Consider the following 26,387-nt stretch of genomic DNA (forward strand, 5'->3'; position numbering starts at 1 on the left):
ATTCCCTCTGCGGATATGGATCATGAAGAAGGTAATTAGACAAAACGATATAGCCATCTACTGGTTAGAAAAAGAAAATCCCTTCTTCTTAATTTGTCCTTGACAAGGGGTACATTTTAGAGGATGATACCCTTGCCTGCTATGCTGTTATTCGGGGGAAAATTGTCGTGGCAAGCGGCAATGGAAAAACGGATGATTTTGACCTGACGGAGGACTGGTATCAGGAGATCAGGGCAGCAGACGGAGAGGTGCTTTTCACAGATGAGCTGCCAGGAGATCAGAAGGATACGATCATGGCAGGTATGGTCAATCCCGAGACGAATAATGCGATCCTGATGAAGATCACGCGCCGTAATTTTGATGCGGTGCATGAAGATATCAAACTGCCGGAGAGAGGTGCTTATTATTTATGCGATTCGCAGGGGAATCTTCTATATTATGATGCACCGTTTGCGGTAGATGAAAAAAAGATGGAGCAATATGCTGCATCAATCTGGCAGGAGATCAATGATGGAAATCTGGCAGAAACAGGGGATGATATTGTCGATCTGAACGGAGAAAGAAGAGGCGTTTATCATAATAATGTCAGCAATGGCTGGCTCTGTATCATGACGATTCCACATGCAACGGTACTGAGTGGGTTTAAAACTATTATCGTTGTGTATAGTGTGGCACTGGGGCTGGCATTTCTGGTTGTCCTGCTGATGGGACTGAACGATATTCTGATGAATAGGCGGGCGGCAAAAAGCAATCAGATCATAAGCGCGCTTTGTGACACGTTTTATGCGGTGTACAGAATCAATTTAAAAGAAGGCAGCTATCAGATGATCAAGGGATCGACGGAGATGCAGGATTATCTGCGACCGGAGGGCAGTTATGAGGAAATGATGAAGGGATTTGATCTGGTCGTGGCAAAGGAGCTGGCTGAGGAGTTACAGAGATCCTTTTCCCTTGCCCATATCCGTCAGCTGGCGATAGAAAAGGTACGGAACTATGGCGGCGATTTCCTCCGTATGATGAATGGAGAAGAGAAGTGGGTCAATATCAGCTTTATTTTAAGTGATGCGCTTGGAGAAGAGGAAGCAATTCTGGCATTCAGACAGATCGATATTGAAAAGCGCAGACAGCTGGAACATACCAGAATTCTGGAAGAAGCGCTTGATGCAGCGGATGCGAGCGAAAAATCACAGCATCAGTTTTTCTCCAATATGAGCCATGAAATGCGGACACCGCTGAATATCATACTGGGCATGAACGAGCTTGCAATGCGCACAGAATGCAGACCGTCACAGCGTCTTGATTATCAGCATAAGATTGAAAATTCCGCAAAAGAAATTCTGGGACTGATCAATAATATCCTGCATATTTCCAAAGTGGAAAATGCGCTTATGCCACTGGATAAAAAGGTATTCAATATTCAGGAGGAATTTTTGAAAATCGTGCAGCCGTTTGCAGATGCTGCCAAAAGAGAAGAAAAACAGTTTGAGATCCAGATCGATATCATGGATGAAAGTGTGGTCGGTGATACCTTAAAACTGACACAGATTTTGAATAATCTTCTTTCCAATGCGTTGCGGTTTACGCAAAAGGGAGACAGGATCCGGATCACAATGCGTCAGGCAGGTACCGGGGTGGATAGTTATGTCTTTATTATAGAAGATACGGGAATTGGTATGTCTGAGGATTTCCTGCCTAAAATTTTTGAACCATATACGCAGGAAAACAGATTTGCGGACCGGAGCGGATCCGGCAATGGATTTGGTATGACGATCGTGAAAAATCTGGTAACGCAGAAGAACGGACATATTGAGATCGACAGCAAGGCCGGAGTGGGGACACGGGTAGTTGTGACCATTCCTTTCCGGAAAGATACGGAAGAAGCCGATAGTGTGGAGGATACGGCAGGAAACTGTCTGCAGGATCTGCGTATTATGGTAGTGGATGACATAGATATGAACCGGGAACTTTTGTGTGAACTGCTGGAGGATGAAGGTGCTGTCGTGACACCGTCAGCAGACTGCTTATGGCGCGGGAAAAGGGAAAAATAACAGATATTTGATGAATTCTGACTGCTATTGTAGAAATACAGGGGATTCTGTGATATTATGAACAAGGAAATGACGTAAGAAGAGGAGAAAATCCATGACAGTAAAAGAATGTTATGCGCAAATGGGAGCGGATTATGAGGAAGTGCTTGGCAGATTGGGCAGCGAGGCACTGGTAAAGCGCTTTACGTTAAAATTTTTAAATGACAGGAGCTTTTCCGAACTGGAACAGGGAATGCAGGATGGAGATGCGGAAAATGCCTTCAGAGGTGCACATACGTTAAAGGGTGTTTGTTCCAATCTGGGATTCAAAGCGCTGTATGAGGTAAGTGCAGCATTGACTGAGAAGCTGCGCGGCAGAGAGATTGCCGGCAGTGAAGATCTGTATGCACAGGTGAAAGCATCCTATCAGAAGCATATAGAAGCAATTCAGCAATTGGCGCAGGAAGCATAGGCTTACCTGACAAGGAGGGTTACACAATGACATTACAGGAGTTTTACGATAAGACAGGTGGAGAGTATGAGGAAGTACTGGACCGGCTCAGAAAACCGGAACGGATCCAGAAGTATCTAAAGCTTTTTGAAGAAGATGATAACTATGAAAAGCTTCGTTCGGCTGTGCGTGCAAAGGACTGCAAAGCAGCATTTGAGGCTTCCCATAATTTAAAAGGTGCCTGCCTGAATCTGGGACTGGAAAACCTGCGCGAGGCATCATCAACGATCTGTGAAGAGTACAGAAACGGAAATCCGGGACCGGATGTAGAGAAACAGCTTGCAGATGTAACAGATGCCTATATGCAGGCTATGGTATGTATAAAGGAGCTTGCATGAGTGGTGGAACCGAAAAGGAATACACAAAAAATCAATTAGAACAGATTGCGCTGGGGGAGCAGGAAGGACTGGATACTTCCTGTTACGCAGATCCTTCCTTTAATGCAATGCAGATGCTGCAGATCCGTCTGGGACTGAAAGCCGGCGTTGCAGTGGAAAAATATACCGATCCGGCTTATGTTTCCTTTCAGATGGAGGAAATCAGAAAAGGATTGGAAGAGGGGCTTGACACTTCTTTATATGATAATGTAAAAATTCCTTATGAAAAAATGAAACAGATCCGGGAAGGCCTGGAACAGGGCATCGATCTGTCACAGTATCTGAAGCTTCCGGCGGGCATGCTGGAGGTACTCAGAAAGGCGATTCTGGCGAAGGTCAATATCATGCCTTATGTGAAGGCGGGATATATCCCGGAGCAGCTGGAAGAGATTATTCCTGCCCTGCAGAAGGGTTTGGAGATCCGGAAGTATTTAAAACCAACTCTGCGTGGTGTGGCGATCCATGAGATTGTGGAAGGTCTGGAGATGGGACTGGATGTGTCCATCTACGCCAGAGAAGATCTGGACTGGCGGCAGATGAAGCAGATCCGCCTTGGCCTGGAGAACCGTGTGGATATCAGCTGCTACGATAACCATTATTTTAACTGGAGGCAGATGCGCCAGATCCGTCTGGGTCTGGAGGAAGGCATAGACGTATCCGGTTATGCCAATCTGATGTATACCGCGGCAGATATGGAGAGGCTGCGGCAGAAGGCCGAAAAGGATTTTGTGGGCGATCTTCTGGCAGATGCACAGCCAAAGAAAATGGACGGTGTTTTTGCGGTTGTGATCGATGCAGATGAAATGACCGCCTGTCTTGTATACAGTAAGCAGGAAGAAACTTATACCTATGAAGAAATCGTGGATATTCTGGAGCGGAACAGTGTCAGGAGAGGCTATCAGGAAGAGGCGATCCGGCGGATCGCCGAAGGCAAAGCAGAAGATGGCGAGGTTATAACCGTTGCACAGGGACAACCTGCTACGGATGGAACGGATGGGTATTATGAATATTTCTTCCGGACAGAGGTGGCACGGACACCAAAGCATCTGGCAGACGGCAGTGTGGATTATCAGGACGTGGAATGGTTCGAGATCGTGCAGGAGAACCAGAAAGTCGTGGAATATCACAACGCACAAAGCGGTATTCCGGGCTACACGGTAACAGGCAGGATTGTTCCGGCGCACAGAGGAAAAGAAAAGCGGATGCTGCACGGAAAGGGCTTCCATTTATCGGAAGACCGCATGCGTTATTATTCCTCCATGACAGGACGTATCGAGCTGAAGGGCGAGGAACTTGTGATCAGCCGCCTGTATATTTTTGATGAAGTGACGATGGCAACGGGCAATGTCGATGTGGATGGTAACGTCTATGTGAAGGGCAATGTCGGCAGTAATACTGTAATCAAAGCAACAGAGGATATTGCGGTTGATGGGTTTATCGAATCCGCTTATCTGGAAAGTAAGGAAAATATCTTCCTGCGCAGGGGCATGAATGCAGCAGGAAACGGACTGGTCAGGGCAGGAAAATCAGTCTGTGGTAAGTTTTTTGAGTCTGTACGTGTAGAAGCAGGAGAAAATATCTATTGTAATTATTCCATGGATGCCAATCTGTGGGCAAACGGACTGATCGTGCTTTCCGGGGAAAAAGGAACCCTTCTGGGTGGAAGTGCCAGAGCAGTCGGTGGTTTCCGGATCTATAATGCGGGAAATCAGGTCGGTGTTCCTACCTATATCAAGATGGGGGCGGATGAGGCATTGCATAATGCCGTTTATACGATTGAGACCAGAGTGAATAATGTGGAAAAAGAACTGCGTGCATTGCAGAACGGTCTGCGGGAATACCAGAGTAAATATCCGCCGGAAGTACGAAATACCATGGATATTTTCCTGAAGCTGGAAAATGCGATTTATACAAAAAAGGAAGAATACAAACAGCTTCTGGACAACCGGACTGCACTGAATGAACAGCTCAATAAAGCGTCGGAAGCGACAGGTGTTATCAGAGGAAGGCTCTATGGAGGCGTCATCATAGAAATCGACGGTGCAAAATGGGCAGCAAAACAGGTGGATAATGTTGTAGTCCGTAAGGTAAATAACCGGGTTGCAATCTATAAGAACTAGAGAAAGGGCTAAAATGAAGAAGATACTGATAGTCGATGATGTGAAAATGAACAGGGTCATGATCGAGGAAATGCTGGAGGACAGCTATGAGATTGAGCAGGCAGACGGCGGAATGGCAGCAATTATGATATTAAAAGCGCGTTATGAAGAGTTTGGCTGTGTACTTCTGGATCTGGTCATGCCCGGTGTGGACGGTTTCACGGTTCTGGAAGTGATGCAGAAGCAGAAATGGATCGAAAAAGTTCCGGTCATCGTGATCAGTGGAGAGAACTCCAAAGATACAGAAAACAGAAGTCTGGATCTTGGCGCATCCGATTTTATCAGAAAGCCCTTTGATGAGTCGACAGTCAGACGAAGAGTACGGAATATTGTAGATCTGTATGATTACAGACGCAAGATGGATATGAAGGTGGAGAAGCAGGAAGAAGCGCTCCATGATCAGTATGAACTGCTGCTCAAGCAGTCCAAGCGGATCCAGCAGAACAATGAAAAGATCATTGAAATACTCGGTACGGTTGTAGAGTACCGTGATCTGGAAAGCGGCGAACATATCCAGCGTGTCAAGGGCTTTACGGAGATCCTTGCCAATGAAGCCATGAAGGAATATCCGGAATACGGTCTGACACCGGAGCAGATCAGACAGATCGTCGCAGCAAGCTCCCTGCATGATGTGGGTAAGATTACAATTCCGGACAGTATTTTATTAAAGCCCGGCAAACTGACCAAAGAAGAATTTGACTATATGAAATCACATACGACAAGAGGATCGGAGCTTTTGCAGCAGATCAGCGGTGCATGGGATGATGCATTCGGGGATGTCTGCTATGATATCTGCCGCCACCATCATGAGAAATATGACGGTCGCGGTTATCCGGACGGCTTAAAGGGAGAAGAAATTCCGCTGTCTGCCCAGATTGTATCGATAGCAGATGCCTATGATGCCCTTGTATCCGAGCGTGTGTACAAAAGTGCCTATACGCCGCAGGAGGCATTTCATATGATCATTTCCGGGGAATGTGGTGTATTTTCGCCGAAGCTTCTCGAGTGCTTCCGAAATACCAGAAAGAAATTCGAGGCACTGGCAGCGAAACAGAGCGAAGAAGAACCGGATGATTAAAGTGTGTCAATCTGGGGATTTCTTTCATATAATAAGAAAATGAAATAAATTCCCTAAAACCTATTGACATAGTAGGAAAAAGAGGATATAATCCAAAACAAGTTAAGCAAAGGAGGCGCAGACAATGAAACATACAGTCAGCTATACAAGTTCATACATGTGTTGTTGCTGCATGACATGCCGGGTTTCAGATTGGCCGGGCGCTTTGATTGATGCGCCTTGTTATACGATTTAAAGTATGAAGCCAACAGCCCGGAGAAGAGCCTCCGGGCTGTCTTTGTATAACAAAAGCTTACAAAAAAGAAGAGGAGAAAAAAATATGAAAAATTGGAAAAAGCTTTTATCACTTGGACTCGCAGTTGCACTTAGCGTAGGTGTTTTAACAGGCTGCGGCAGCAAAGAAGAAACAGCAGCAGATGCATCTGCAACAGAAGCTACAGATGCAGCAGACAGTACAGCAGACGCTGCAAAGGGAAATGAAGTATATCGTACACTCGATGAGATCAAGGAAAGCGGAACGATCAACATCGGTGTATTCTCAGACAAAAACCCATTTGGTTATGTAGATGAAAACGGTGAATATCAGGGTTATGATGTATACTTTGCAAACAGAATCGGTGAAGATCTTGGCGTAAAAGTAAATTTCGTATCTACAGAAGCTGCTAACAGAATCGAATATCTGCAGACCGGTAAGGTAGATATCATCTTAGCAAACTTTACAGTTACGGATGAAAGAAAAGAAGAAGTTGATTTTGCACTTCCTTATATGAACGTAGCACTTGGTGTTGTTTCCAGAAATGACAACGTGATCGAAAGTCTTGACAACTGGAATCCCGATGATTCTATCATCGTTATCTCCGGTACAACGGCAGAAACTTATCTGATCGCAAATTACCCGGATATCCCGCTGCAGAAGTTTGATTCTTATGCAACAGCAAAAGAAGCATTTGAAAACGGAACATCTGTTGCATGGGCAAACGATAATACAGAAGTTATCGCATTCTCTCTGCAGAATGACGGTTATACAGTAGGTATTCCTTCTCTCGGAAGTGCGGATACGATCGCTCCTGCAGTAACACAGGGTAACACAACACTTCTTGACTGGATCAACGATGAGATCAAGAGCCTTGGAGAAGAAAACTTCTTCCATGCTGACTACGAAGCAACTCTGACAGACACTTACGGATCTGAATATGAAGACAGCTTAGTAGTAGAAGGCGGCGTAACAGACGCAGAATAACTTTACGATAGAAAAGAAATGGTGTAGAATAAACTCCGGCAGACGCATTTGGCATTTGCCGGAGATTTTGTTGAAAGGAGAACACGTTTCATGAATTGGGAGTTTATCGGCAAATACTTACCCCTGTATGAACGGGCGGCAGTATTGACCGTGAAAATAGGACTCATTGGAATCGCTTTCGCTATTTTGGTGGGGCTGCTCTGTGCAGCAATTCAATATTATAAAGTACCGGTCGCAAGACAGATCGTAGCAGTCTATGTGGAGATCAGCAGAAATACACCGCTTCTGGTACAGTTATTCTTTATTTATTATGGATTCCCGAAGATCGGAATCAGACTGACACCGGAGGTATGTGGCGTGATCGGTCTGGCATTTCTGGGCGGCAGTTATATGGCAGAGGCTTTCCGAAGCGGTCTGGAATCGATCGAACCGATCCAGAAGGAATCGGCGATCAGCCTTGGCATGAACCATCGTCAGACATTTCAATATGTGATCCTGCCACAGGCAATTTCCGTCAGTGTACCGGCATTTGTGGCAAATGTGATCTTTTTACTGAAGGAAACGAGCGTGTTCAGCGCGATCAGTCTGATGGATCTGATGTTTACCGCAAAGGATCTGATCGGTCTTTACTATAAAACAACGGAGAGTTTATTTTTACTGGTAGTCTTTTATCTGATCATTCTGCTTCCGGTATCGATTCTCGGTACTCTGTTAGAGAGGAGGGTGCGTTATGCCGGATTTGGGGATTGATGTATTATTTAAAGGCACCAATATGCTGCGCCTTCTGGGAGGTCTCTGGGTCGCAGCAAGGATCAGTCTGATCTCGATCGTAATCAGCATGCCACTCGGTATTTTGGTCGGTGCACTTATGACGATGAAAAATAAGATAGTCAGAGCCATCTGCCGTATCTATCTGGAGATCATCCGTATCATGCCACAGCTCGTACTGCTGTTTATTGTTTACTTCGGTACAACAAGAGCAATGGGCTGGAATCTGTCCGGCGAAGTGGCTTCCGTGATCGTATTTACCCTCTGGGGCACAGCGGAAATGGCGGATCTGGTGCGCGGCGCCCTGATCAGTATTCCGAAACACCAGTATGAAAGTGCGGAAGCGCTTGGACTGACAAAGGTACAGACTTATATCTACATTATCATACCGCAGACAGTCAGACGACTGATTCCGCTTTCCATCAACCTTATCACCCGTATGATCAAAACAACTTCACTTGTTCTGATGATCGGTGTTGTAGAGATGTTGAAAGTGGCACAGCAGATCATTGAGGCGAATCGAATGACGAGCCCGAATGCTGCGTTTGGCGTATTTTTAGTTGTATTTTTATTATATTTCCTTGTATGCTGGCCGATCAGCATGCTTGCAAAATATCTGGAAAAGAAATGGAGATAAATCATGGCAGATACACTTTTGAAGGTAGAAAATCTGGTAAAAGAATATGACGGACAGCGCATTCTGGACGGTATTGATCTGACACTTGCACAGGGCGAGGTTGTCGTTGTGGTAGGGCCGAGTGGCTGCGGAAAGAGTACACTGCTCCGCTGCATCAATGCACTGGAGCCGGTGCAGGAAGGTTCGATCAGCCTGCATGGCAAGGATATCCGCAAGGGCAGCAAAAATATCACTGAGATGCGGCAGAAGATCGGAATGGTATTCCAGAGTTATGAACTGTTCCCGCATCTGACCGTGCTTGACAATATCACGCTTTCCCCTGTCAAGGTGCAGAAGCGGAAAAAGGATGAGGTAAAGGCAGAAGCCATGGAGCTTTTGCAGAGAGTCGGTCTGGCAGATAAGGCAGGCAGCTATCCAAGACAGCTTTCCGGTGGCCAGAAACAGCGTGTAGCGATCGTCCGCGCGCTTTGTATGCATCCGGAAATCCTCTTATTTGATGAGGTTACAGCAGCACTGGATCCGGAAATGGTACGTGAAGTGCTCGATGTTATGCTCGACCTGGCGAAGCAGGGCAAGACGATGATCATTGTCACACATGAGATGCAGTTTGCAAAAGCTGTTGCAGACCGTGTCATCTTCATGGATCAGGGACAGATCGTGGAAGAAGCAAAGCCGGAGGAATTTTTCGAGCATCCAAAGACAGAACGTGCAAAGCAGTTCTTGAATGTATTTACATTCGAGCACGTAGAGAAATAAGGCAGAAGAAGTGTGATACAAATGATCAATGAAAAAGAACGAATCAAAATCCAGACTTCAGAGACGTTCCTGCTCAGCAGCCTTCTGGCATTATCGGGCGGCTTTCAGGATGCATATACGTATAATGTCAGAGACAAGGTATTCTCGAATGCGCAGACCGGAAACGTTGTATTGATGAGCCAGCATCTAATGCAGGGGGAATGGCAGCAGGCATTGCATTATTTATTCCCTGTGCTTGCGTTTGCCTTTGGTGTGCTGGTGGCGGAGCAGATCGGCCATAAATACAAAGGTGCCAAAAGGATCCACTGGCGGCAGATCATAGTCGCGCTGGAGATCGTGCTTTTGTTTGTAGTAGGCTTTATTCCGCAGGAATACAATATGCTTGCAACGATGCTTGTTTCTTTTACCTGTGCGATGCAGGTACAGACCTTCCGTAAGGTAAACGGTTATGGCTATGCAAGCACCATGTGCATCGGGAATCTGCGCAGCGGAACAGAAAGCCTCTCCGTGTTCTTCCGGGAAAGAGAACACAGCGCACTTCGGAAAGCACTTCATTATTATGGGATCATTTTTATCTTTGCGATCGGCGCGGGACTTGGCGGCGTGCTGTCCCTACAGATCGGCGTGCAGGCAATCTGGGGTTCCTGCATTCTGCTTGTGATCGTATGTTTGATGATGATCAGGGAGCATCGGTGATTTAGAGCCGATATACTGTGAAAAGTATTTCATTAGATCAGGAAAGAAGAGGAATTACTATGGAAGAGAAGAAAAAACAGGAACTGGAAGCGCTTGAGCTTGGAAGCGAATATATTGCAAAACTGATTCCGGCAATGAAGGAAATTATTCCGGAGCTTCGTGGTGCGGAGATGCCTGATACAGAGGATTATCTGAATCAGCAGCTTGACGGTCTTAATTATGTGATTGATATTATTAATATTACACTTCCGTTTTTAAATGAAAAGGAAGAAGTTCTGAACAAAGATGCTATGGAAGAAAAAGTACAGAATCTGAACCGCGCACTTGGCAATAACAGTCATGAAATAATTGCGGATGTGTTTGAAGCAGATATTTTACCGATGCTTGACATTTACAGACAAATAGCGCTTGTTGTATTGGAGCAGAATAAAGATGAGCAGTAAGAAAAACGAAATCCCGGAAGGCTTTACACTTGGCATGGCGTTGATGGACGCCATGCCTGTTTTGCTGTTTTCAATCAGCGTTATCATGATTGCGGCGAAGTTTCACAGCGTTATATTTTTGGTTGGTGCAGTCTGTTCTGCACTTGCGGGATGTGGAAAGGTTAGCTGGAAATTGCTTCTGGCATTGAAAAAGAAAAATATCTTCTGGCTGAATGCGCAATTCCGTTATCTGATGACAACGGGAATGGTTATGATACTGCTGTCAGTTGTTCTGAGTAGAAGCAAAATCCATCTTGCGGTGCTGAGGCAGCAAATCCTGCATGCTCCAAGCATCTGGTGCTTTGGAGCGGCAGTATTCGGTATGGCTGCACTTATTTACATGGGAATAAAGCTGGATCGTACAGATGCAAAAGGCAACTGGATTGAACAGAGCGTCAACCTGTTTGTACAGTTGATGATCCTGATAGGGATCATAGTTCTGTAGCAGGTATATGACTTTCACATGCTAAAGCGTGTAGAATATAAAGAAACACATGATATTAAATTGACTGAGGATAGCAGAAATGCTATTCTCAATTTATATAAAAGCATATTTCACATCTATGTTCTATTCAGGATCAATTCTGATCGGAATCCCTGCTTTTACAATATAATACGGAGGCGGGAGTTCTGAACAGAATGAGGAAAGGTAGGAGTTCCTGCAGGAAAGGAGCTGCTATGCAGAGTAAGAAACAAAGAGTTGAGATTATTTTTATTGATCTCGGAGAGGAAACAAATGTAACGGAACAGAAAAATGAAGCTGTTTCCGGAAACGCAGTGGAAAAGGAAAATGATGCGTGTTCATATGTGTCCACGGCAGAAAAAGAGTATGGTTCGTTATCTGTAAGAGAAGATAACAAATACGAAGTGGCTGAACAAGTTAATCATTTCCTGAATGAATATAAGATAGCAAGAAATCATAAGGATTTACTGCTTCATGCCATCTTTAAAGAAAAAGAGGATTTTATGAGCTTATATAATGCTCTCAATGGGACAAGCTATACAGATGCTGCAAAGCTGGAGATCACAACACTGGAAAATGCAGTTTATATGTCAGTACAGAATGATATATCTTTTGTGTTTTTGTCGGAGTTATATATGATTGAGCATCAGTCTACGATCAATCCGAACATGCCGCTGCGTAATCTGACTTACATCGCAAAGGTGCTATCCAAGATCACGGCAAAGGAAGATATTTATGGTAGTAAGCAGATTAAACTACCAACACCGAGATTTGTAGTGCTATATAATGGAACCAGGCAGATGAAGGAAAGAACTGTTCTCAGACTGTCAGATGCCTATGAAAAGAAATTGGAAGAGCCAGAATTGGAACTCATTACAACAGTGTTAAATATCAATGAAGGTTACAATGAACAATTAAAAAATGCCTGTAAGCTGTTAAGTGACTACATGACACTGATTACGAAAATACGTGAAAACCAGAATGTGATGGATTTGCAACAGGCGACTTATCAGGCAATAGAGGAATGCATCAGGGAAGATATATTAAAGGATTTTTTAATGAGACATAGAGCGGAGGTAATAGCAATGATGTTATATGATTTTGATATGGAGAAACATATAGAGAGTGAGAAAGCGTATGAGTATGAGCGGGGGATAGAGAAAGGAATGGAGAAAGGAATAAAGTTGTTGATTGGAAATTTAATGGATTCTATGCATATCTCAGAACAGGAAGCCAGAAAATATTTAAAATTGCAATGAAATCTTTTGAAATAAAAAAATCAAAAAAAATAAAAAAAGGTGTTAAGTATTATTGGGAAGACCCGATATATATATTGAGTAAAACAAATACTTATAACCATTGAAAAGGAATGGAAGGAGCGTACGGCCGGAAAGGAACTTTTCAATCACAATGATCGTCAAGGATGACGACATTTCAATTCAAGGAGGAATATATTATGGTAGTACAACACAATCTTACAGCAATGAACTCTAACAGAATGCTTGGTATCACAACAAGCGCTCAGGCAAAATCTACAGAGAAGTTATCTTCAGGTTACAAGATCAACCGTGCAGCAGATGATGCAGCAGGTCTTGCTATTTCTGAAAAGATGAGACGTCAGGTAAGAGGTCTTACACAGGCTTCCGCAAATGCACAGGATGGTATCTCAATGGTACAGACAGCTGAAGGTGCATTAAACGAAGTACATGATATGCTGCAGCGTATGAACGAGCTGGCAGTTAAGGGTGAAAACGGAACACTTACATCCGAAGATCGTAGCTATATCGATGCTGAAGTAAAACAGCTTATGAGCGAAATTGACCGAGTAGCATCTACAACAACATTCAATGAGAAAAACCTGTTAAACGGTGACTGCAAGAGCGGTGTAGATCTTCAGGTTGGTGCAGAAAGCGGACAACATATTACATTAAAGATTCTTGCAATGAAGTGTTCTGCAATTAGTCTTAGTGGAGATGCTACTACAGCTACTAAGGCTGGAGCACTGAATTCTAAGATTAAAACTGCTATCAAAAATGTAAATAAGCAGAGATCTGAGCTCGGTGCTGTTCAGAACAGACTGGAGCATACAATCAAGAACCTTGATAACGTTGTTGAAAATACAACAAGTGCTGAGTCAGCTATCCGTGATACTGATATGGCAACTGAAATGGTTAAGTACTCTAACAACAACATTCTTGCACAGGCAGGACAGAGTATGTTAGCACAGGCTAACCAGACAAATCAGGGTGTATTATCACTGCTTGGCTAATCATTTAGCGGATAATGCGAAAGCAGGGACTACCAGAAGAGCCGGTCATAGGATCGGCTCTTTTTATGCAATTGTATATATAAAGGAATGAAAGAATGAAAGTACTGTTTTTGGAATGGAATAGTTATGGCAATGAATTTTTAAAGCATGAGCTGAGAAGAATGGGAAATGAAATACTGGAATTAAAGATTTCACAGGCAAGCGGGGATATGCGTGCGGGAAAAGAGGAGACGGAAAAGATCGCAAACAGTATTTTGTTGCATAAACCTGATTTTGTGTTTTCGTTTAATTATTTTCCGGTTGCAGCCATAGCATGCAAGGCGTGTCGTACAAAATATGTATCGTGGGTGTACGACAGCCCATATATTTTACTGTATTCAAAGACGGTATTCTATCAGACAAATTATATTTTTATATTTGACAGATATGAAACGGAAAAATTAAAAAAACTCGGAGTAAATACGGTCTATTATTTGCCGATGGCATCAGCAACTTTTTACTATGATAAGAAAGTGCCGGATGTAAACAGAAAAATGAAATACAGCAGTGATATTACATTCATCGGTTCTATGTACAGCGAAAAAAAACAGCGGATGTTCCGGCATATGGAGAAACTGGATGAAGAGACAAAGGGGTATGTGGATGCGCTGATCAATATACAGAAAAATTTATATGGGATTGATGTAATAGAAAAAGCGTTAACACCTGATGTTATGGATAAAATCGATCAAGTATGCCCTATTACGGTTCATGGGGATGGATTGGAAACAAAAGAATGGGTTATTGCAAATTATTTTCTGGCAAGGGAGGTAACGGCTGTAGAGAGAAGAGAGCTGTTATATAAGTTATCTTCCGGATTTGATGTGAAACTTTTTACGCCTGAAAGAACGGATTATTTGCCCCAAATTACAAATATGGGGAAAATAGATTATTATGAAGAAGCACCTTATGCTATTAAGTGTGCGAAGATCAATTTAAATGTATCGTTGAAAAGCATTCATTCCGGCATTCCGTTAAGGGTTTTGGATATATTGGGATGTGGGGGCTTTTTGCTGACAAATTATCAGGAAGATATGTTTGAGTATCTGGAGCCGGATAAAGATTTCGTATATTATGAAAGCGTGGAACACGCCTGCGATCTGGCGGACTATTATTTACAACATGATGAGGAACGGATAAAAATCGCAGAAAACGGATATAGGAAGGTAAAACAAAATTTGACCTATGAAAAACAGCTTGAAAGAATCTTGCATATAATTATGTAATTGTCGGCAAATGTAAAAATAAGGGTTAAGTTATGACGATATAGTCCGATATATAATATAGTATGAAACAGAAATAATACGGATCATAAAAAGGAAGGGAATCCGGATATCTCAAGGAGGAAAAACTATGGTAGTACAACACAATCTTACAGCAATGAACTCTAACAGAATGCTTGGTATCACAACAAGCGCGCAGGCAAAATCTACAGAGAAGTTATCTTCAGGTTACAAGATCAACCGTGCAGCAGATGATGCGGCAGGTCTTGCGATTTCTGAGAAGATGAGACGTCAGGTAAGGGGCCTTACACAGGCTTCCGCAAATGCACAGGATGGTATCTCAATGGTACAGACAGCTGAAGGTGCATTAAACGAAGTACATGATATGCTGCAGCGTATGAACGAGCTGGCGGTTAAGGGTGAAAACGGAACACTTACATCAGATGATCGTAGCTATATCGATGCTGAAGTAAAACAGCTTATGAGCGAAATTGACCGTGTAGCATCTACAACAACATTCAATGAGAAGAATCTGTTAAACGGTGACTGCAAGAGCGGTGTAGATCTTCAGGTTGGCGCGGAAAGCGGACAGCATATTACATTAAAGATTCTGGCAATGAAGTGCTCTGCAATTAGCCTTAGCGGGGATGCTACTACAGCTACTAAGGCTGGAGCACTGAATGCTAAGATTAAGACTGCGATCAAAAATGTAAATAAGCAGAGATCTGAGCTCGGTGCTGTTCAGAATAGACTGGAGCACACAATCAAGAACCTTGATAATGTTGTTGAAAATACAACAAGTGCTGAGTCAGCTATCCGTGATACTGATATGGCAACTGAAATGGTTAAGTACTCTAACAACAACATCCTTGCACAGGCAGGACAGAGTATGTTAGCACAAGCTAACCAGAGCAATCAGGGTGTAATGTCATTATTACAGTAAAATTGAATGAATAGAGTTGTATGATTTATTTGAATAAGCGGTCTCATATGAGACCGCTGATTTAAGTTGTGGGTAGGAATTACGAATATATAAAAAGTAGATTATTGGCTGAATGGTCATAAGTGACGGGATAATGAGGAGAAGTGGAAAATGTTGGAAGAAAGAATAATAAGGGAAAAAAATAATGTAATGAGGGATACATTGAAAATTTGTTTAGACACTATACAAGAGCAGAAAGGAAAATTTGTTGTATGGGGATGCGGAAATTCTGGGGAACAGTTTATAGAGTTTATAAATAAATATACCCAAAATAATCTTTCACCTGAATTTGTAGTGGATAATAATAAATATAAGTGGGGGGGATAACTGCAAAAGCCCACAGTTTTTTTTAGAGAATATGATGCATATAGATGTTGTATTTGTATGTGTTTATGTGGCTGAACAGGTGGTAAATCAGCTGAAGGGTATGGGATATGATGGCGAAATTATACCAACAGCAAGTGCACTGCTTAATATTGATGATGTAGAATTGAAGCTTTATGATGAGCATATGATGGAACTTGAAAATGTATACAAATATTTGGCTGATGATATGTCAAAAAGAACGATGGAAACATTTTTGAATGTGTTATGGAGCGGAGATATTTCCTTATGGAAAAAGGTAAATAGTATTTCAACTTGTAAATTGATAGATGAGGAAATATTGGAAACAAATAGAAATCATAGATATATTGATATAGGAGCCTTTGATGGAGATACATTGCGTGGATTCCTACATATGAATCATAATAGATTTGAAAGAATCGTCTGTTTGGAACCAGACGAAAAAAATTATAGACTGTTATGTGATAATGTAAAGAAAATTCCTGATATAGAAAAAAAACAAGTCTTATTATTAAAATTGGCAGCTGGAAAGAACAATGAGAATGCATCCTTTAGAGATAATATGTCTGAAAGTAGTATGTTAGAGGCAAATGGTAATAAGATGGTTCGGGTTGTTAAATTAGATGATATGAAATGGGCGGAAGATTTAACACTGTTAAAAATTTCAACTATGGGATCAGAACTTCAAGTATTGGAAGGAGCTCAAAGAATTATTAGAGCAAATAAACCTATGATTACAACTTATATATCTAGAGAATTATTGTGGCAAATTCCATTATATCTCAAAAAATTGGTGCCAGAATATAAAATATATATCAGACATTATGGTATTGGTCGTCAGGGAATGGCATGCATTGCCAAAATAGAAAGAAAGTTGGAGAAATGATGAAAAAAGTATATACATGCTTCTGCACAAGTGTTATACATGAGGGACATCTGAACATTATCAATGAGGCACAGAAATATGGGGAATTGATAGTGGGTGTATTAAGTGATGCAGCGATGCTTAGATTTGACAAATTTCCAATAATATCCTGTGAAGAACGAATGAACATGGTACGTGCAATTCCGGGAGTTTCTAAGGTTATATTACAGGAAAAATTACTATACGATGATGTTATAAAAGAAATCAAACCGGATTATGTCATTCATGGTGATAACTGGCTCAGAGGCCCTATGTATTCGCTTCGCAGTAAGGTTGCAGCATTGCTGGAAACATATGGGGGAAAAATAATAGATGTTCCCTATTCCTATAGTGAAGAAATCAAAAGAACGGATGCAAGAGTAAGAGAAAAACTTGCAATGCCGGAGTACCGTAGAAAAAGACTGCATCAGTTGATCAATATTTGTGATATCGTAAAGACGATAGAAGTACATAGTGGATTAACAGGATTGATTGCAGAAAAAACTCTGGTTGAGACAGAGGAAGGATTAGATCAGTTTGATGCTATGTGGGTTAGTTCTTTATGTGATTCGCTTGCCAAAGGAAAACCGGACATTGAACTGGTCGATATGACCTCACGTTTCAGAACAATTGATGATATTATGGAAGTGACAACAAAACCGATTATATTTGATGGTGATACGGGTGGACTGACAGAGCATTTTGTTTACACGGTTCGTTCGCTTGAGAGAATGGGTGTTTCTGCCGTTATTATAGAAGATAAAACGGGATTGAAAAAAAACTCCCTGTTTGGAACAGAAGTGAGACAAACGCAGGACAGTATTGATAATTTCTGCGCTAAAATTACTGCCGGAAAAAAAGTGCAGCTTACTGATGACTTTATGATTATCGCCCGTATTGAAAGTTTGATTTTGGAGAAGGGTATGGAAGATGCTCTTAACAGGGCGGATGCTTATGTCAGGGCCGGAGCGGATGGCATTATGATTCATAGCAGAAAAAAAGAACCGGCTGAAATATTGGAATTTTGCGATCACTTCAGAAGCCACAATACGGAAACCCCAATAGTAGTGGTTCCCACATCTTACAATAGCATTACAGAGGAAGAACTTGTTCAGCATGGTGTGAATATTGTAATATATGCGAACCAATTGACCCGAAGTGCATTTCCTGCAATGGAAAAGACGGCCAGAGCAATATTGCAGCACCATAGAGCGCTTGAGGTGGATGAAAATCTGATGCCAATTAGCGATATTATATCATTGATTGATGAATTATAATTGTGGAGGAATAAATGTTAGAGTTTTCTGAGGATTTTTTTAAACCGGAAATAAGATGTGGATTTGTGGTGGATGCCACAATGAAGACTGTTTGGGCGGCTGAACTTGAGGTGTTAAATGAGATAGCGCAGATCTGTCAAAAATATAATTTGCAATGGTTCGCTGATTGGGGCACACTTTTGGGAGCGGTAAGGCATAAGGGGTTTGTTCCCTGGGATGATGATATTGATATTGCGTTAAAGCGGGAAGATTATGAGAAATTGATGGAAGTTTTACCCAGAGAGTTACCTTCAGGGTATAAAGTGCAGAATGCAGCATATGATGCAGATCATGAACAGTTTTGGAGTTGTGTTTTGAACAGTGGCTGCATCAGCATAGAGGAAGAACATTTGAAAAAATATCATGGCTGTCCATTTATTGTTGGAGTTGACATATTTCCTTTGGATAACTTACCTAATGATGAAAAGTTGAATCAGATGGAGTCGGCGCTGTTTGTATTGATATGGAATGCCAAGAAGCTGGCGCAGGAAAAGAGTAGAAGTGCTGAGCAGGAAGAAGATTTACAGCTTGCAGTAAAGTATCTTGAAGAGTATTACCAGAAAAAATTTGACGGTAATAAAAACCTGACAGGCCAATTGTGTGAGATGGCAAATCAGCTTTGTATACAGTACAATGCACAGGCAAGCGATTATATTGTTCCGTATTTGTCTTATACAAAGAAAGATACTCTGAAATTGAAACAGGAATGGTATTCGGAGACAATCTATGTTCCGTTTGAAAATATAATGATTCCTATACCAAAACATTATGATGAAGTACTTCGAGTGCTATATGGTGATTATAATGTTGTGGTAAAAGGAAACGCAACACATGATTATCCGTTTTATAAAAGTCAGTTAGAATTTTTGAGAAAAGCTGTAGCGCAGAAGGAAAAGGAAGTTTTAGGAGAAAAGAGATGAATGTGCCGGAATCTTATTTTCGTTCAGAGGAACGAGAAGGTTTTTGTGTTGAAGAAATAATGAAGCGGTATTGGGCGTGCACGATGGATATCGTCCAACATATTGACCGTATATGTAAAAAATACGGACTGACCTATTATGCTGATTGGGGAACATTGCTTGGAGCTGTAAGACATAATGGATATATCCCTTGGGATGACGATATTGATCTGGCTTTGAAAAGAAAAGACTATCAGAAACTGGTTTCTGTTTTGCCGGAAGAATTACCAAAAGAGTATTTGATAAACACATGTTTCTCAAATCCGGAACATAAAGAATTTTTTACGGGAATTACCGATGGTTCGGTTTTGAATTTATCAAAGGAGTACTTAGCACGGCATCATCAATGCCCGTTTGTGGCGATTATTGATATATTCCCACTAGATTATCTCCCACGAAATGAACAGGAAGCGGCAATTGTAAAAGAGTTGTTTATTCTTATTTGGGAGACTGTTACAAAAATACAACATGGAGAACCTCAGGAGAAAATTGAAAAGTCCGTTGTAGAAGTGGAAACTTATCTAAAGGTCAGTATTGACAGAAGCAAGCCTTTGATCAGCCAGCTATGGCGTTATGCCAGCCTGCTTGCCATGTCTTATACGGAAGAGGACGGCGATTACCTGACACAGTGGTGCAGTTATGTAAATCGCCATGAAAAGTTTAAACTAAAGAAAGAATGGTATGAAGAGGCAATATATCTGCCGTTTGAGTATATGCAGATGCCTGTTCCGAATGGGTATGATGAAATTCTGAAACTTATGTATGGAGAATCTTATATGATTCCAGTCAGAGAAAAATCGGGACATGATTATCCGGCGTTTAAAGATCAATTGGAATTATTAAGAAATAAAGTGAAAGAACTGAAAGAATTGGAGAAGTAAGGAATGAAATTGTTACTTTTATCCGATATCCACGGTAATCGGGAAGCTTTTCTATCTGTTTTGCAACATATAGCTTCACATCACCATGTAGATGCCGCCTTGGTATTGGGGGATGTCATAGACTATGGGATGCACTCGAATGAAATTGTGAGAGTGTTACAAAAATTTCCATATAGGATTGTGGCAAATATCTGGGGGAATCATGAAAATGCGATTGCAAAGGATGCCTATGATCAATTTTCTTCTGAACGGGGAAGGCGGTGTGCACGATATACAAGAGAACATATGGATGAGAATGCATGGGAATATGTGCAAAATGAAATGACAAAAGAAGGAATCCTGTCCTTTGATTTGGGCGGGAAGAAATGTCTGGCTGTACATGGCAGTCTGCAGGATCCTTTTTGGGGGAGCATAAAAATAAATTTGTCAGATGAAGCATATAGGCAATATGATTTTGTCTTCTCCGGACATTCCCATATTCCACATATGTTTGAAGTTTATTATGAAACGGAAGACATCATGAGAAGAAATAAAAAGAAAACTGTTTTTATTAATCCGGGCTCTGTTGGTCAGCCTAGAAATCATAATAATAGGGCACAATATGCGATTATAGATGTAGAAACAGAACAAGTATTATTTGAAAAGGTATTCTATAATATCAAGAAGGAACAAAAAGACTATAATGATGCAGTCGATGTGTTTTATCGGGACAGACTGGAATTGGGAATTTAATGTAGCAAAAGAGGTAGAATATGGCGAAATTATATATAATAAGTGGCATAACCGGAATGACAGGAAATGAACTTGCAAGGCAATTATTACAAAGAGGAGATACAGTAATAGGATTTGATAATTTTTTTGCATCATCTCCGCATACCATTCGGGATATTTTACAACATCCCAATTTATCTTTTTTTGAATATGATATTAATTGTACAGATCAAATGCAGAAAATCGAGCAATTGATTGCAGAAAAAAAAGAACATTTTGAGAAAGTAATTTATATAAATTGTGCGGCGGTTGTTCATACAGAACATTTTTATCATGTGGAAAGTACATTTGACACGAATGTGCTGGGAATGAGGAGCTTTATGGCACAGGCAATCAGGCAGAAAGCATATGCATTTATAAATTGTTCAACATCTGAAGTGTATTCTATGCAGTCATGGGTTGAAGGTGGTGTCAGGGAATCGGATTATCTCCTTATGGATCATGCAGAACACAGCCAGCGTACAAGTTATGCTGCAGGAAAACTGATGACAGAATTTTTTATGAAGGATGCAGTTGACAGAGGCCTTTTGAAGGGCTGTTCTATTCGGTTTGCAAATGTATACAGTAAAAATGAATTATACCCCAAACATATTATACCGCACATAATAAATGAGTTAAAACAGAATGGAACAGTTGTTTTATTGGAGAACTCTAAAGTAAATAAGAGAACATTTTTACATAATATAGATAGCTGTGCTGCGGTACTTGCTTTAGCAGATTCTGATGCAGCTTTGGACGGAACTGTTTATAATGTCGCAACGGATGAAGAAATTGCTATAGTAGATCTTGTAAAATTATGTGCAAAAAAAATGGGGATAGACAATCCGCAAATTGTTTTCGAAGGGTATCGGGCATCCGATCCGGAACGCCGGTTGCTTAATACAGATAAAATACGCAGAAGGACTCTGTGGAAACCACAAATATCACTTGATAAGGGAATTCAGATGTGCATTGAGGAGATAAACAAAAATTGAAAATATTGATTATTACTGTTGCCGGAATGGCAACTCGATTTAGCGAGTCGATAGGGCATGAGTGTTTAAAATGCCTCTACTATGAAGAAGATATAACGGAAACTCTTTTATATCGGATGTTGAGTATGGGACAACAGAATGTAGATAAGTATATTATTGTCGGAGGTTTTTGCTTTAATCAGCTGGAAGAAGCAATACAACAGGAATTCAGTGAGTTTTCTGATAAAATAGTGTTGGTGGAAAATAGACGATTCTCAACCTATGGTTCTGGTTATAGCTTGTTGTGCGGGTTACAAAAAGCTTTTGAACTGGGAGCGACAGATATTGTATTTGCAGAAGGGGATTTGTATTTGGATCAGGAAACCTTCCGACAGATATGTAATCTGAAAGAGTCGGCTATTACTTGTAATAGAGAAGCGATTAAAGCTTCCGAGTCGGTTGCTTTTTATTATGATTGTGAAGCGAAGATACATTATATATTTGATACTTTACATGGACAACTTGTGATTCATGAACCGTTTACTGCAATTTACAATTCGGGTCAAGTATGGAAATTTTCCGATGTTCAGCGTCTGGGGGAAATTTGCAGCGCTATGTCAGATAAAGAAGAAAAGGGAACAAATTTGGTAATAGTACAGAAATATTTTGAAACTATGAAAAGGAAAGACTATAAGTTAATTCGATTTGAACACTGGATTAATTGTAATACGATAGAAGATTTTAAACGAATTGCCGTATTGGAGGGAAAAATATGCTAACGATTGCGGATAAACTAAATTATATGAGGACACAGATCCGGTCCGGAAAAGCAAAAATTATGATTTTGGGATTGGGAAGTGTAGGTAATTATTTGCTGGATTATCTAATGTCGATGGGCGATGAAAATTTGGAAATTTGCGTAGTGGGCAGAGATGAACGAAAAATGGAGCCGGATGTCAACATTGTACGTGTAGCATCCATGATCAGAGGACAAAATCGTAGTAAGATCCGGATTGCTGGTAATGTGAATTTTGAGAATGTTTCAGATATTACATATGCAATACAGTCATTTGATCCGGATATTATTGTGAATAGCAGTAGAGCATATCCGGGGATAAAATATGGTAGTATATCGTGGCCTGCAATCAGGGCTTATGGTATCTGGTCTCCTCTTGCGGTTCACTTTACTAAAAATATTATGCAGGCATATGAGCTGGCAGGCTCAAAGGCAATTGTGATTAACACCTCTTATTCAGATGCAGTAATTCCATGGTTAAAAACGGCAGGTATGGTATATCCGGATTTTGGAAGCGGAAATATCAACCATCTGATACCCAGAATTAAATTTGCAGTGGCTGAACAGCTTGGCATAAAGGATCCGTTTCGTATTGATGTGACATTTGCCGTTTCACACTTTCATGATGTTGTTATTAGTAAGGAAGGGCATACAGAGAATGTAAGTATGCTGCTGGATATTTCTTATCATGGGGAAAAGGTTACGGTGGATCTGGATAGAGTATTTGCCGATTGCGCAATCGCAATGCCTGTAGATACCAAGAGAAATCAGATGAATGCATCCAGCAATTTTGAAATTATTCAGGCGATTTTAAATGTAGTAAGAAATAATAGCAGAGTAAAATTACATTGCCCGGGTGCTTTTGGTGAAATAGGAGGTTATCCGATCATTTTAGATGGAACAGAGGATAGCATTAAAGCTTATATATCTGAAGATCCTTTTTCTTTGGACGAAATGAGAAAGAAGAACAGGGAATCAATTTATTTAGATGGCGTGGAAGATATTAAGGATGGTATTCTGATTTATACAGATGAACTGCTTGCCAAGGTGAAAAAGAAATTTGGAGTGACGCTTGTAAAACAGGTACCACTTAAGGACGCTGATTATGTGGCAGAAATGATTATCAGAGAGATTATCAAAAAACAGAATTAATAGAGGAATACACTGTGGAAAATGTAAAGGTTTTGACAAAGGAACAGTTTCGTACAATGCAGCTGCTTCAATTGGATATGTTGGTGGAATTGGACAGAGTATGTCGGAAACACAATATTATGTATTGTATATCGTGTGGGACACTTTTGGGCGCAGTTCGACATGGGGGCTATATTCCATGGGATGATGACGCAGATATCGTTATGCTGCGTGAAGAGTATGAAAAATTTAAACTGGTCGCGGATGAATTAAATCCCCGGATATGTTGGCTGCAGGATCATTTTATTGATCCGGGATATTTATGGCAATATAGTAAATTGCGAAGAACAGGGACTTCGTTTGTCCGGGCAGGGCAGGAACATATGAAGGGCGAAACGGGTGTTTTTATAGATATTTTTGTTCTGGATGATATTCCCAGAAATGGGATAGCAATGATGATACAGGATTTCTGGTGCTTTTTCCTGCGTAAAGTATTATGGAGCAGAGTGGGAAAAATAAATGAAAAGGGTATCACGAAATATATATATTCGGTTATGTCACATATTTCTGTTGATTGGGTTTACAAGCAGGTTGGACGGATTTCGGATAAAAGCAGGAATGGTACGCCCAACAGAGTTCGGGCATTGCTTTTCCCAAGTTTCGGCAAATTATATTTGAAAAATAAACATTCTGTAAAAGAAAGATATGGTATGCCAAAGTCATGGTTTACAGAGAGAAGCGAATATGAATTTGAAGGGCATAAATTGTATGGAACAAAAGATTATGATGCTTTTTTGAAGTATATGTATGATGATTATATGACATTACCACCTGAAGAGAAACGTCAGCCGCATGCACCGGTATCCAGCTTTAATTTTGATGTAGGGAATACTTCCGAAACGGAATAAAGGAAATCGTATATGAAAAAAAATGCAATTATTTTAGCTGCAGGAAAATCAAATCGTTTTGCGCCATTTACTTATGAAAAACCCAAGGGACTCTTTTTGGTGCGGGGAGAAGTGCTGCTGGAACGACAGATTCAGCAGCTTCAATCAGCCGGAATAAATGAAATTTATATTGTTGTTGGATATATGAAAGAAAAGTTTTTCTATTTGGAGAAAAAGTATGACGTAAAACTGATTATAAATAATGAATTTGCAAAAAAAGGGAATTTATATTCACTTTATGTGGCAAGAAAATATTTATCTAATACATATATATGTTGTGCAGATCACTATTTCACGGTTAATCCTTTCATAGATACGAATGATAATAATATTTCTTATCGTTCATGTTCATATCAAAAGGGAAAATTCCGTGAATTTGCGATAAAAGTATCTGATGCGGATGTCATTACACAGGTAAATGTGGGGGGACAAGATTCGCTTGCCATGGTGGGAAGTGCCTATTTTAATGAGAAGTTTAGCAGGATATTTGTAGAGCTGATGGAAAGAGAAATTTTTGATTTTGGAGTGGATTCTATGTTTTGGGAGGAATTTTTTGCAAAGCATAAAAATGAACTGACACTATATATGAAAAAATTTCAACCGGAATCAATATGGGAATTTGATGATATTGAGGATTTGTGCTCTTTTGATGCTGACTTTTTCATGAATATTGACTCTGATATTATTTCTAATATATGTAAAGCAATACATTGTGTGCCAAACGACATTGGAGATATTCATATTGTCAGTGCGGGGTTGACTAATATGTCCTTTTCATTTCGGGTTCAAAATGAATATTATATTTACAGACATCCGGGTGGAACAGCGGGTAATTTAGTGAGTCGAAACAGCGAAAAGATTGTGCAGGAAAAAGCAAAGTTACTAGGTCTTGATAATTCATTTGTTATGATGGATCAAGAAGGATGGAAAGTATCCCATTTTATAAAAAATGCACAGAATTGTGATTTTGAAAAAAATAATCAGCAATTACAAACAGCCATGGAGTATCTTCACATCTTACATAAAATTCCGGCAGATGAAAATATAAGGCGTTTTGATAATGTTTCAGAGGGAAAAAAGTTGATGAAGATTGCTTCCGCAACAAAGGGTAATTTATGTAAAGAATTTTCCGATGTAGTCAAAAAAGTGGAAAGATTATATCAGTATATTGAAGAAGATGCTAAGAAATTAGGATATGGGCTGGTTATGTGCCACAATGATGTATATGAACCCAATTTCCTTTCAGGAGATAATGACAAAGTTTATTTGATCGACTGGGAATATGCAGGCAGGAATTATGCCGCAAATGATATTGGGGGAATTTTATGTCGTTATGACTGGACGGATGAGCAGGTAAGCCGGTATCTCAAGTTTTATTTTGGAAGGGATCTGACTGGAGAAGAACAACGATTTTACATGGCATTTATTCCGATATCAGCATTTTATTGGTTTTGCTGGGGATTGTATAAAGGAAGCGTTGGAGATGATGACTCTTTTTTCTTTTTACCTGCCTATAGAAACTTGATTAGGTATATTGATTCGGCAATCGAAAGTTATGAGGAGCATTCCTGTAATTCATTAAAAGCGCCAATTGAATAAAAAAGAACCTCAAGGTAAGATTGAGTTGCATCTTGGCGGATGTAAACAAAACAATCAGACCGGAGGTTCAACATGAAT

27 protein-coding genes are annotated in these 26,387 nt (G+C 40.7%); all 27 read left to right on the plus strand.

The genetic code is table 11. The features are described from left to right. Positions 1–167 precede the first annotated feature (167 nt). Entirely contained in the window at positions 168–2,048 is a 1,881-nt protein-coding gene (locus KQI22_RS14090; RefSeq protein ID WP_216553054.1) for a sensor histidine kinase, read from the plus strand. A gap of 94 nt (positions 2,049–2,142) precedes the next feature. Next, positions 2,143–2,499, plus strand: a complete 357-nt coding sequence (locus KQI22_RS12970; RefSeq protein ID WP_216553057.1) for an Hpt domain-containing protein — start codon at positions 2,143–2,145, stop codon at positions 2,497–2,499. A 26-nt stretch (positions 2,500–2,525) separates the two neighbouring features. Then, positions 2,526–2,876, plus strand: coding sequence for an Hpt domain-containing protein (locus KQI22_RS12975; protein WP_216553059.1), 351 nt, complete (start codon positions 2,526–2,528; stop codon positions 2,874–2,876). Continuing rightward, complete coding sequence (locus tag KQI22_RS12980; protein ID WP_216553062.1) at positions 2,873–5,035, plus strand: DUF342 domain-containing protein; 2,163 nt, start codon at positions 2,873–2,875, stop codon at positions 5,033–5,035. Before KQI22_RS12975 ends, KQI22_RS12980 begins: the two co-directional genes overlap by 4 nt. Before the next feature lie 13 nt (positions 5,036–5,048). Then, positions 5,049–6,152, plus strand: a complete 1,104-nt coding sequence (locus KQI22_RS12985) for an HD domain-containing phosphohydrolase (protein ID WP_216553066.1) — start codon at positions 5,049–5,051, stop codon at positions 6,150–6,152. A gap of 319 nt (positions 6,153–6,471) precedes the next feature. Continuing rightward, positions 6,472–7,392 (plus strand): transporter substrate-binding domain-containing protein, encoded by a 921-nt coding sequence (locus KQI22_RS12990; RefSeq protein WP_216553069.1) that lies wholly within the window; start codon positions 6,472–6,474, stop codon positions 7,390–7,392. A gap of 90 nt (positions 7,393–7,482) precedes the next feature. After that, on the plus strand, positions 7,483–8,142 hold the full coding sequence (locus KQI22_RS12995) for an amino acid ABC transporter permease (RefSeq protein WP_216553072.1): 660 nt from the start codon (positions 7,483–7,485) through the stop codon (positions 8,140–8,142). Next, positions 8,123–8,797: an amino acid ABC transporter permease gene (locus KQI22_RS13000; protein WP_216553074.1), complete on the plus strand. Its 675-nt coding sequence runs from the start codon at positions 8,123–8,125 to the stop codon at positions 8,795–8,797. Before KQI22_RS12995 ends, KQI22_RS13000 begins: the two co-directional genes overlap by 20 nt. A 3-nt stretch (positions 8,798–8,800) precedes the next feature. Further along, positions 8,801–9,553: an amino acid ABC transporter ATP-binding protein gene (locus tag KQI22_RS13005; RefSeq protein WP_216553077.1), complete on the plus strand. Its 753-nt coding sequence runs from the start codon at positions 8,801–8,803 to the stop codon at positions 9,551–9,553. Between the two features lie 21 nt (positions 9,554–9,574). Next, complete coding sequence (locus KQI22_RS13010; protein WP_216553079.1) at positions 9,575–10,249, plus strand: YoaK family protein; 675 nt, start codon at positions 9,575–9,577, stop codon at positions 10,247–10,249. A 59-nt stretch (positions 10,250–10,308) separates the two neighbouring features. Beyond that, positions 10,309–10,692, plus strand: a complete 384-nt coding sequence (locus KQI22_RS13015) for a hypothetical protein (RefSeq protein WP_216553082.1) — start codon at positions 10,309–10,311, stop codon at positions 10,690–10,692. After that, complete coding sequence (locus KQI22_RS13020; protein WP_216553085.1) at positions 10,682–11,176, plus strand: hypothetical protein; 495 nt, start codon at positions 10,682–10,684, stop codon at positions 11,174–11,176. The genes KQI22_RS13015 and KQI22_RS13020 overlap by 11 nt, the downstream gene beginning before the upstream one ends. Positions 11,177–11,409: 233 nt before the next feature. After that, positions 11,410–12,453: a hypothetical protein gene (locus tag KQI22_RS13025; protein WP_216553087.1), complete on the plus strand. Its 1,044-nt coding sequence runs from the start codon at positions 11,410–11,412 to the stop codon at positions 12,451–12,453. A 197-nt stretch (positions 12,454–12,650) separates the two neighbouring features. Beyond that, positions 12,651–13,463, plus strand: coding sequence for a flagellin N-terminal helical domain-containing protein (locus KQI22_RS13030; protein WP_216553090.1), 813 nt, complete (start codon positions 12,651–12,653; stop codon positions 13,461–13,463). A 95-nt stretch (positions 13,464–13,558) separates the two neighbouring features. Then, positions 13,559–14,728, plus strand: a complete 1,170-nt coding sequence (locus KQI22_RS13035) for a CgeB family protein (protein WP_216553092.1) — start codon at positions 13,559–13,561, stop codon at positions 14,726–14,728. A gap of 127 nt (positions 14,729–14,855) precedes the next feature. Continuing rightward, positions 14,856–15,668, plus strand: a complete 813-nt coding sequence (locus KQI22_RS13040; RefSeq protein ID WP_216553095.1) for a flagellin N-terminal helical domain-containing protein — start codon at positions 14,856–14,858, stop codon at positions 15,666–15,668. Between the two features lie 150 nt (positions 15,669–15,818). Continuing rightward, on the plus strand, positions 15,819–16,034 hold the full coding sequence (locus KQI22_RS13045) for a hypothetical protein (RefSeq protein WP_216553097.1): 216 nt from the start codon (positions 15,819–15,821) through the stop codon (positions 16,032–16,034). 31 nt (positions 16,035–16,065) lie between these two features. Next, positions 16,066–16,938: an FkbM family methyltransferase gene (locus tag KQI22_RS13050; protein WP_216553100.1), complete on the plus strand. Its 873-nt coding sequence runs from the start codon at positions 16,066–16,068 to the stop codon at positions 16,936–16,938. After that, positions 16,935–18,233 (plus strand): phosphoenolpyruvate mutase, encoded by a 1,299-nt coding sequence (gene aepX, locus KQI22_RS13055; RefSeq protein ID WP_330623385.1) that lies wholly within the window; start codon positions 16,935–16,937, stop codon positions 18,231–18,233. The genes KQI22_RS13050 and aepX overlap by 4 nt, the downstream gene beginning before the upstream one ends. Before the next feature lie 14 nt (positions 18,234–18,247). Then, complete coding sequence (locus KQI22_RS13060; protein WP_216553104.1) at positions 18,248–19,192, plus strand: LicD family protein; 945 nt, start codon at positions 18,248–18,250, stop codon at positions 19,190–19,192. After that, positions 19,189–20,112, plus strand: coding sequence for a LicD family protein (locus KQI22_RS13065; protein WP_216553107.1), 924 nt, complete (start codon positions 19,189–19,191; stop codon positions 20,110–20,112). The genes KQI22_RS13060 and KQI22_RS13065 overlap by 4 nt, the downstream gene beginning before the upstream one ends. Positions 20,113–20,115: 3 nt before the next feature. Continuing rightward, a complete protein-coding gene (locus tag KQI22_RS13070) occupies positions 20,116–20,844 on the plus strand; it encodes a metallophosphoesterase family protein (RefSeq protein WP_216553109.1) in 729 nt (242 codons plus the stop codon). A 20-nt stretch (positions 20,845–20,864) separates the two neighbouring features. Further along, positions 20,865–21,857 carry an NAD-dependent epimerase/dehydratase family protein gene (locus KQI22_RS13075; protein WP_216553113.1) on the plus strand — a complete coding sequence of 331 codons (993 nt, stop codon included), beginning with the start codon at positions 20,865–20,867 and terminating at the stop codon, positions 21,855–21,857. Further along, positions 21,854–22,615, plus strand: a complete 762-nt coding sequence (locus tag KQI22_RS13080) for a DUF6564 domain-containing protein (RefSeq protein ID WP_216553118.1) — start codon at positions 21,854–21,856, stop codon at positions 22,613–22,615. The genes KQI22_RS13075 and KQI22_RS13080 overlap by 4 nt, the downstream gene beginning before the upstream one ends. Then, the gene (locus KQI22_RS13085; protein WP_216553121.1) at positions 22,609–23,784 is read left to right on the plus strand and encodes a hypothetical protein; all 1,176 of its coding nucleotides are present in this window, start codon (positions 22,609–22,611) and stop codon (positions 23,782–23,784) included. Before KQI22_RS13080 ends, KQI22_RS13085 begins: the two co-directional genes overlap by 7 nt. A 14-nt stretch (positions 23,785–23,798) precedes the next feature. Beyond that, the gene (locus KQI22_RS13090; protein ID WP_216553124.1) at positions 23,799–24,671 is read left to right on the plus strand and encodes a LicD family protein; all 873 of its coding nucleotides are present in this window, start codon (positions 23,799–23,801) and stop codon (positions 24,669–24,671) included. Positions 24,672–24,683: 12 nt separating this feature from the next. After that, positions 24,684–26,309 carry an NTP transferase domain-containing protein gene (locus KQI22_RS13095; protein WP_216553127.1) on the plus strand — a complete coding sequence of 542 codons (1,626 nt, stop codon included), beginning with the start codon at positions 24,684–24,686 and terminating at the stop codon, positions 26,307–26,309. Positions 26,310–26,387 lie beyond the last annotated feature (78 nt).

It is taken from the genome of Kineothrix sp. MSJ-39 (assembly GCF_018917935.1).
In the GTDB taxonomy this organism is placed as follows: domain Bacteria; phylum Bacillota; class Clostridia; order Lachnospirales; family Lachnospiraceae; genus CAG-194.

What these genes read in the sequence shown, in the direction of transcription:
- KQI22_RS12970 (WP_216553057.1), top strand. Translation starts at nt 2,143, where the DNA reads ATGACAGTAAAAGAATGTTATGCGCAAATGGGAGCGGATTATGAGGAA.
- KQI22_RS12975 (WP_216553059.1), top strand. Translation starts at nt 2,526, where the DNA reads ATGACATTACAGGAGTTTTACGATAAGACAGGTGGAGAGTATGAGGAA.
- KQI22_RS12980 (WP_216553062.1), top strand. Translation starts at nt 2,873, where the DNA reads ATGAGTGGTGGAACCGAAAAGGAATACACAAAAAATCAATTAGAACAG.
- KQI22_RS12985 (WP_216553066.1), top strand. Translation starts at nt 5,049, where the DNA reads ATGAAGAAGATACTGATAGTCGATGATGTGAAAATGAACAGGGTCATG.
- KQI22_RS12990 (WP_216553069.1), top strand. Translation starts at nt 6,472, where the DNA reads ATGAAAAATTGGAAAAAGCTTTTATCACTTGGACTCGCAGTTGCACTT.
- KQI22_RS12995 (WP_216553072.1), top strand. Translation starts at nt 7,483, where the DNA reads ATGAATTGGGAGTTTATCGGCAAATACTTACCCCTGTATGAACGGGCG.
- KQI22_RS13000 (WP_216553074.1), top strand. Translation starts at nt 8,123, where the DNA reads ATGCCGGATTTGGGGATTGATGTATTATTTAAAGGCACCAATATGCTG.
- KQI22_RS13005 (WP_216553077.1), top strand. Translation starts at nt 8,801, where the DNA reads ATGGCAGATACACTTTTGAAGGTAGAAAATCTGGTAAAAGAATATGAC.
- KQI22_RS13010 (WP_216553079.1), top strand. Translation starts at nt 9,575, where the DNA reads ATGATCAATGAAAAAGAACGAATCAAAATCCAGACTTCAGAGACGTTC.
- KQI22_RS13015 (WP_216553082.1), top strand. Translation starts at nt 10,309, where the DNA reads ATGGAAGAGAAGAAAAAACAGGAACTGGAAGCGCTTGAGCTTGGAAGC.
- KQI22_RS13020 (WP_216553085.1), top strand. Translation starts at nt 10,682, where the DNA reads ATGAGCAGTAAGAAAAACGAAATCCCGGAAGGCTTTACACTTGGCATG.
- KQI22_RS13025 (WP_216553087.1), top strand. Translation starts at nt 11,410, where the DNA reads ATGCAGAGTAAGAAACAAAGAGTTGAGATTATTTTTATTGATCTCGGA.
- KQI22_RS13030 (WP_216553090.1), top strand. Translation starts at nt 12,651, where the DNA reads ATGGTAGTACAACACAATCTTACAGCAATGAACTCTAACAGAATGCTT.
- KQI22_RS13035 (WP_216553092.1), top strand. Translation starts at nt 13,559, where the DNA reads ATGAAAGTACTGTTTTTGGAATGGAATAGTTATGGCAATGAATTTTTA.
- KQI22_RS13040 (WP_216553095.1), top strand. Translation starts at nt 14,856, where the DNA reads ATGGTAGTACAACACAATCTTACAGCAATGAACTCTAACAGAATGCTT.
- KQI22_RS13045 (WP_216553097.1), top strand. Translation starts at nt 15,819, where the DNA reads ATGTTGGAAGAAAGAATAATAAGGGAAAAAAATAATGTAATGAGGGAT.
- KQI22_RS13050 (WP_216553100.1), top strand. Translation starts at nt 16,066, where the DNA reads ATGATGCATATAGATGTTGTATTTGTATGTGTTTATGTGGCTGAACAG.
- aepX (WP_330623385.1), top strand. Translation starts at nt 16,935, where the DNA reads ATGATGAAAAAAGTATATACATGCTTCTGCACAAGTGTTATACATGAG.
- KQI22_RS13060 (WP_216553104.1), top strand. Translation starts at nt 18,248, where the DNA reads ATGTTAGAGTTTTCTGAGGATTTTTTTAAACCGGAAATAAGATGTGGA.
- KQI22_RS13065 (WP_216553107.1), top strand. Translation starts at nt 19,189, where the DNA reads ATGAATGTGCCGGAATCTTATTTTCGTTCAGAGGAACGAGAAGGTTTT.
- KQI22_RS13070 (WP_216553109.1), top strand. Translation starts at nt 20,116, where the DNA reads ATGAAATTGTTACTTTTATCCGATATCCACGGTAATCGGGAAGCTTTT.
- KQI22_RS13075 (WP_216553113.1), top strand. Translation starts at nt 20,865, where the DNA reads ATGGCGAAATTATATATAATAAGTGGCATAACCGGAATGACAGGAAAT.
- KQI22_RS13085 (WP_216553121.1), top strand. Translation starts at nt 22,609, where the DNA reads ATGCTAACGATTGCGGATAAACTAAATTATATGAGGACACAGATCCGG.
- KQI22_RS13095 (WP_216553127.1), top strand. Translation starts at nt 24,684, where the DNA reads ATGAAAAAAAATGCAATTATTTTAGCTGCAGGAAAATCAAATCGTTTT.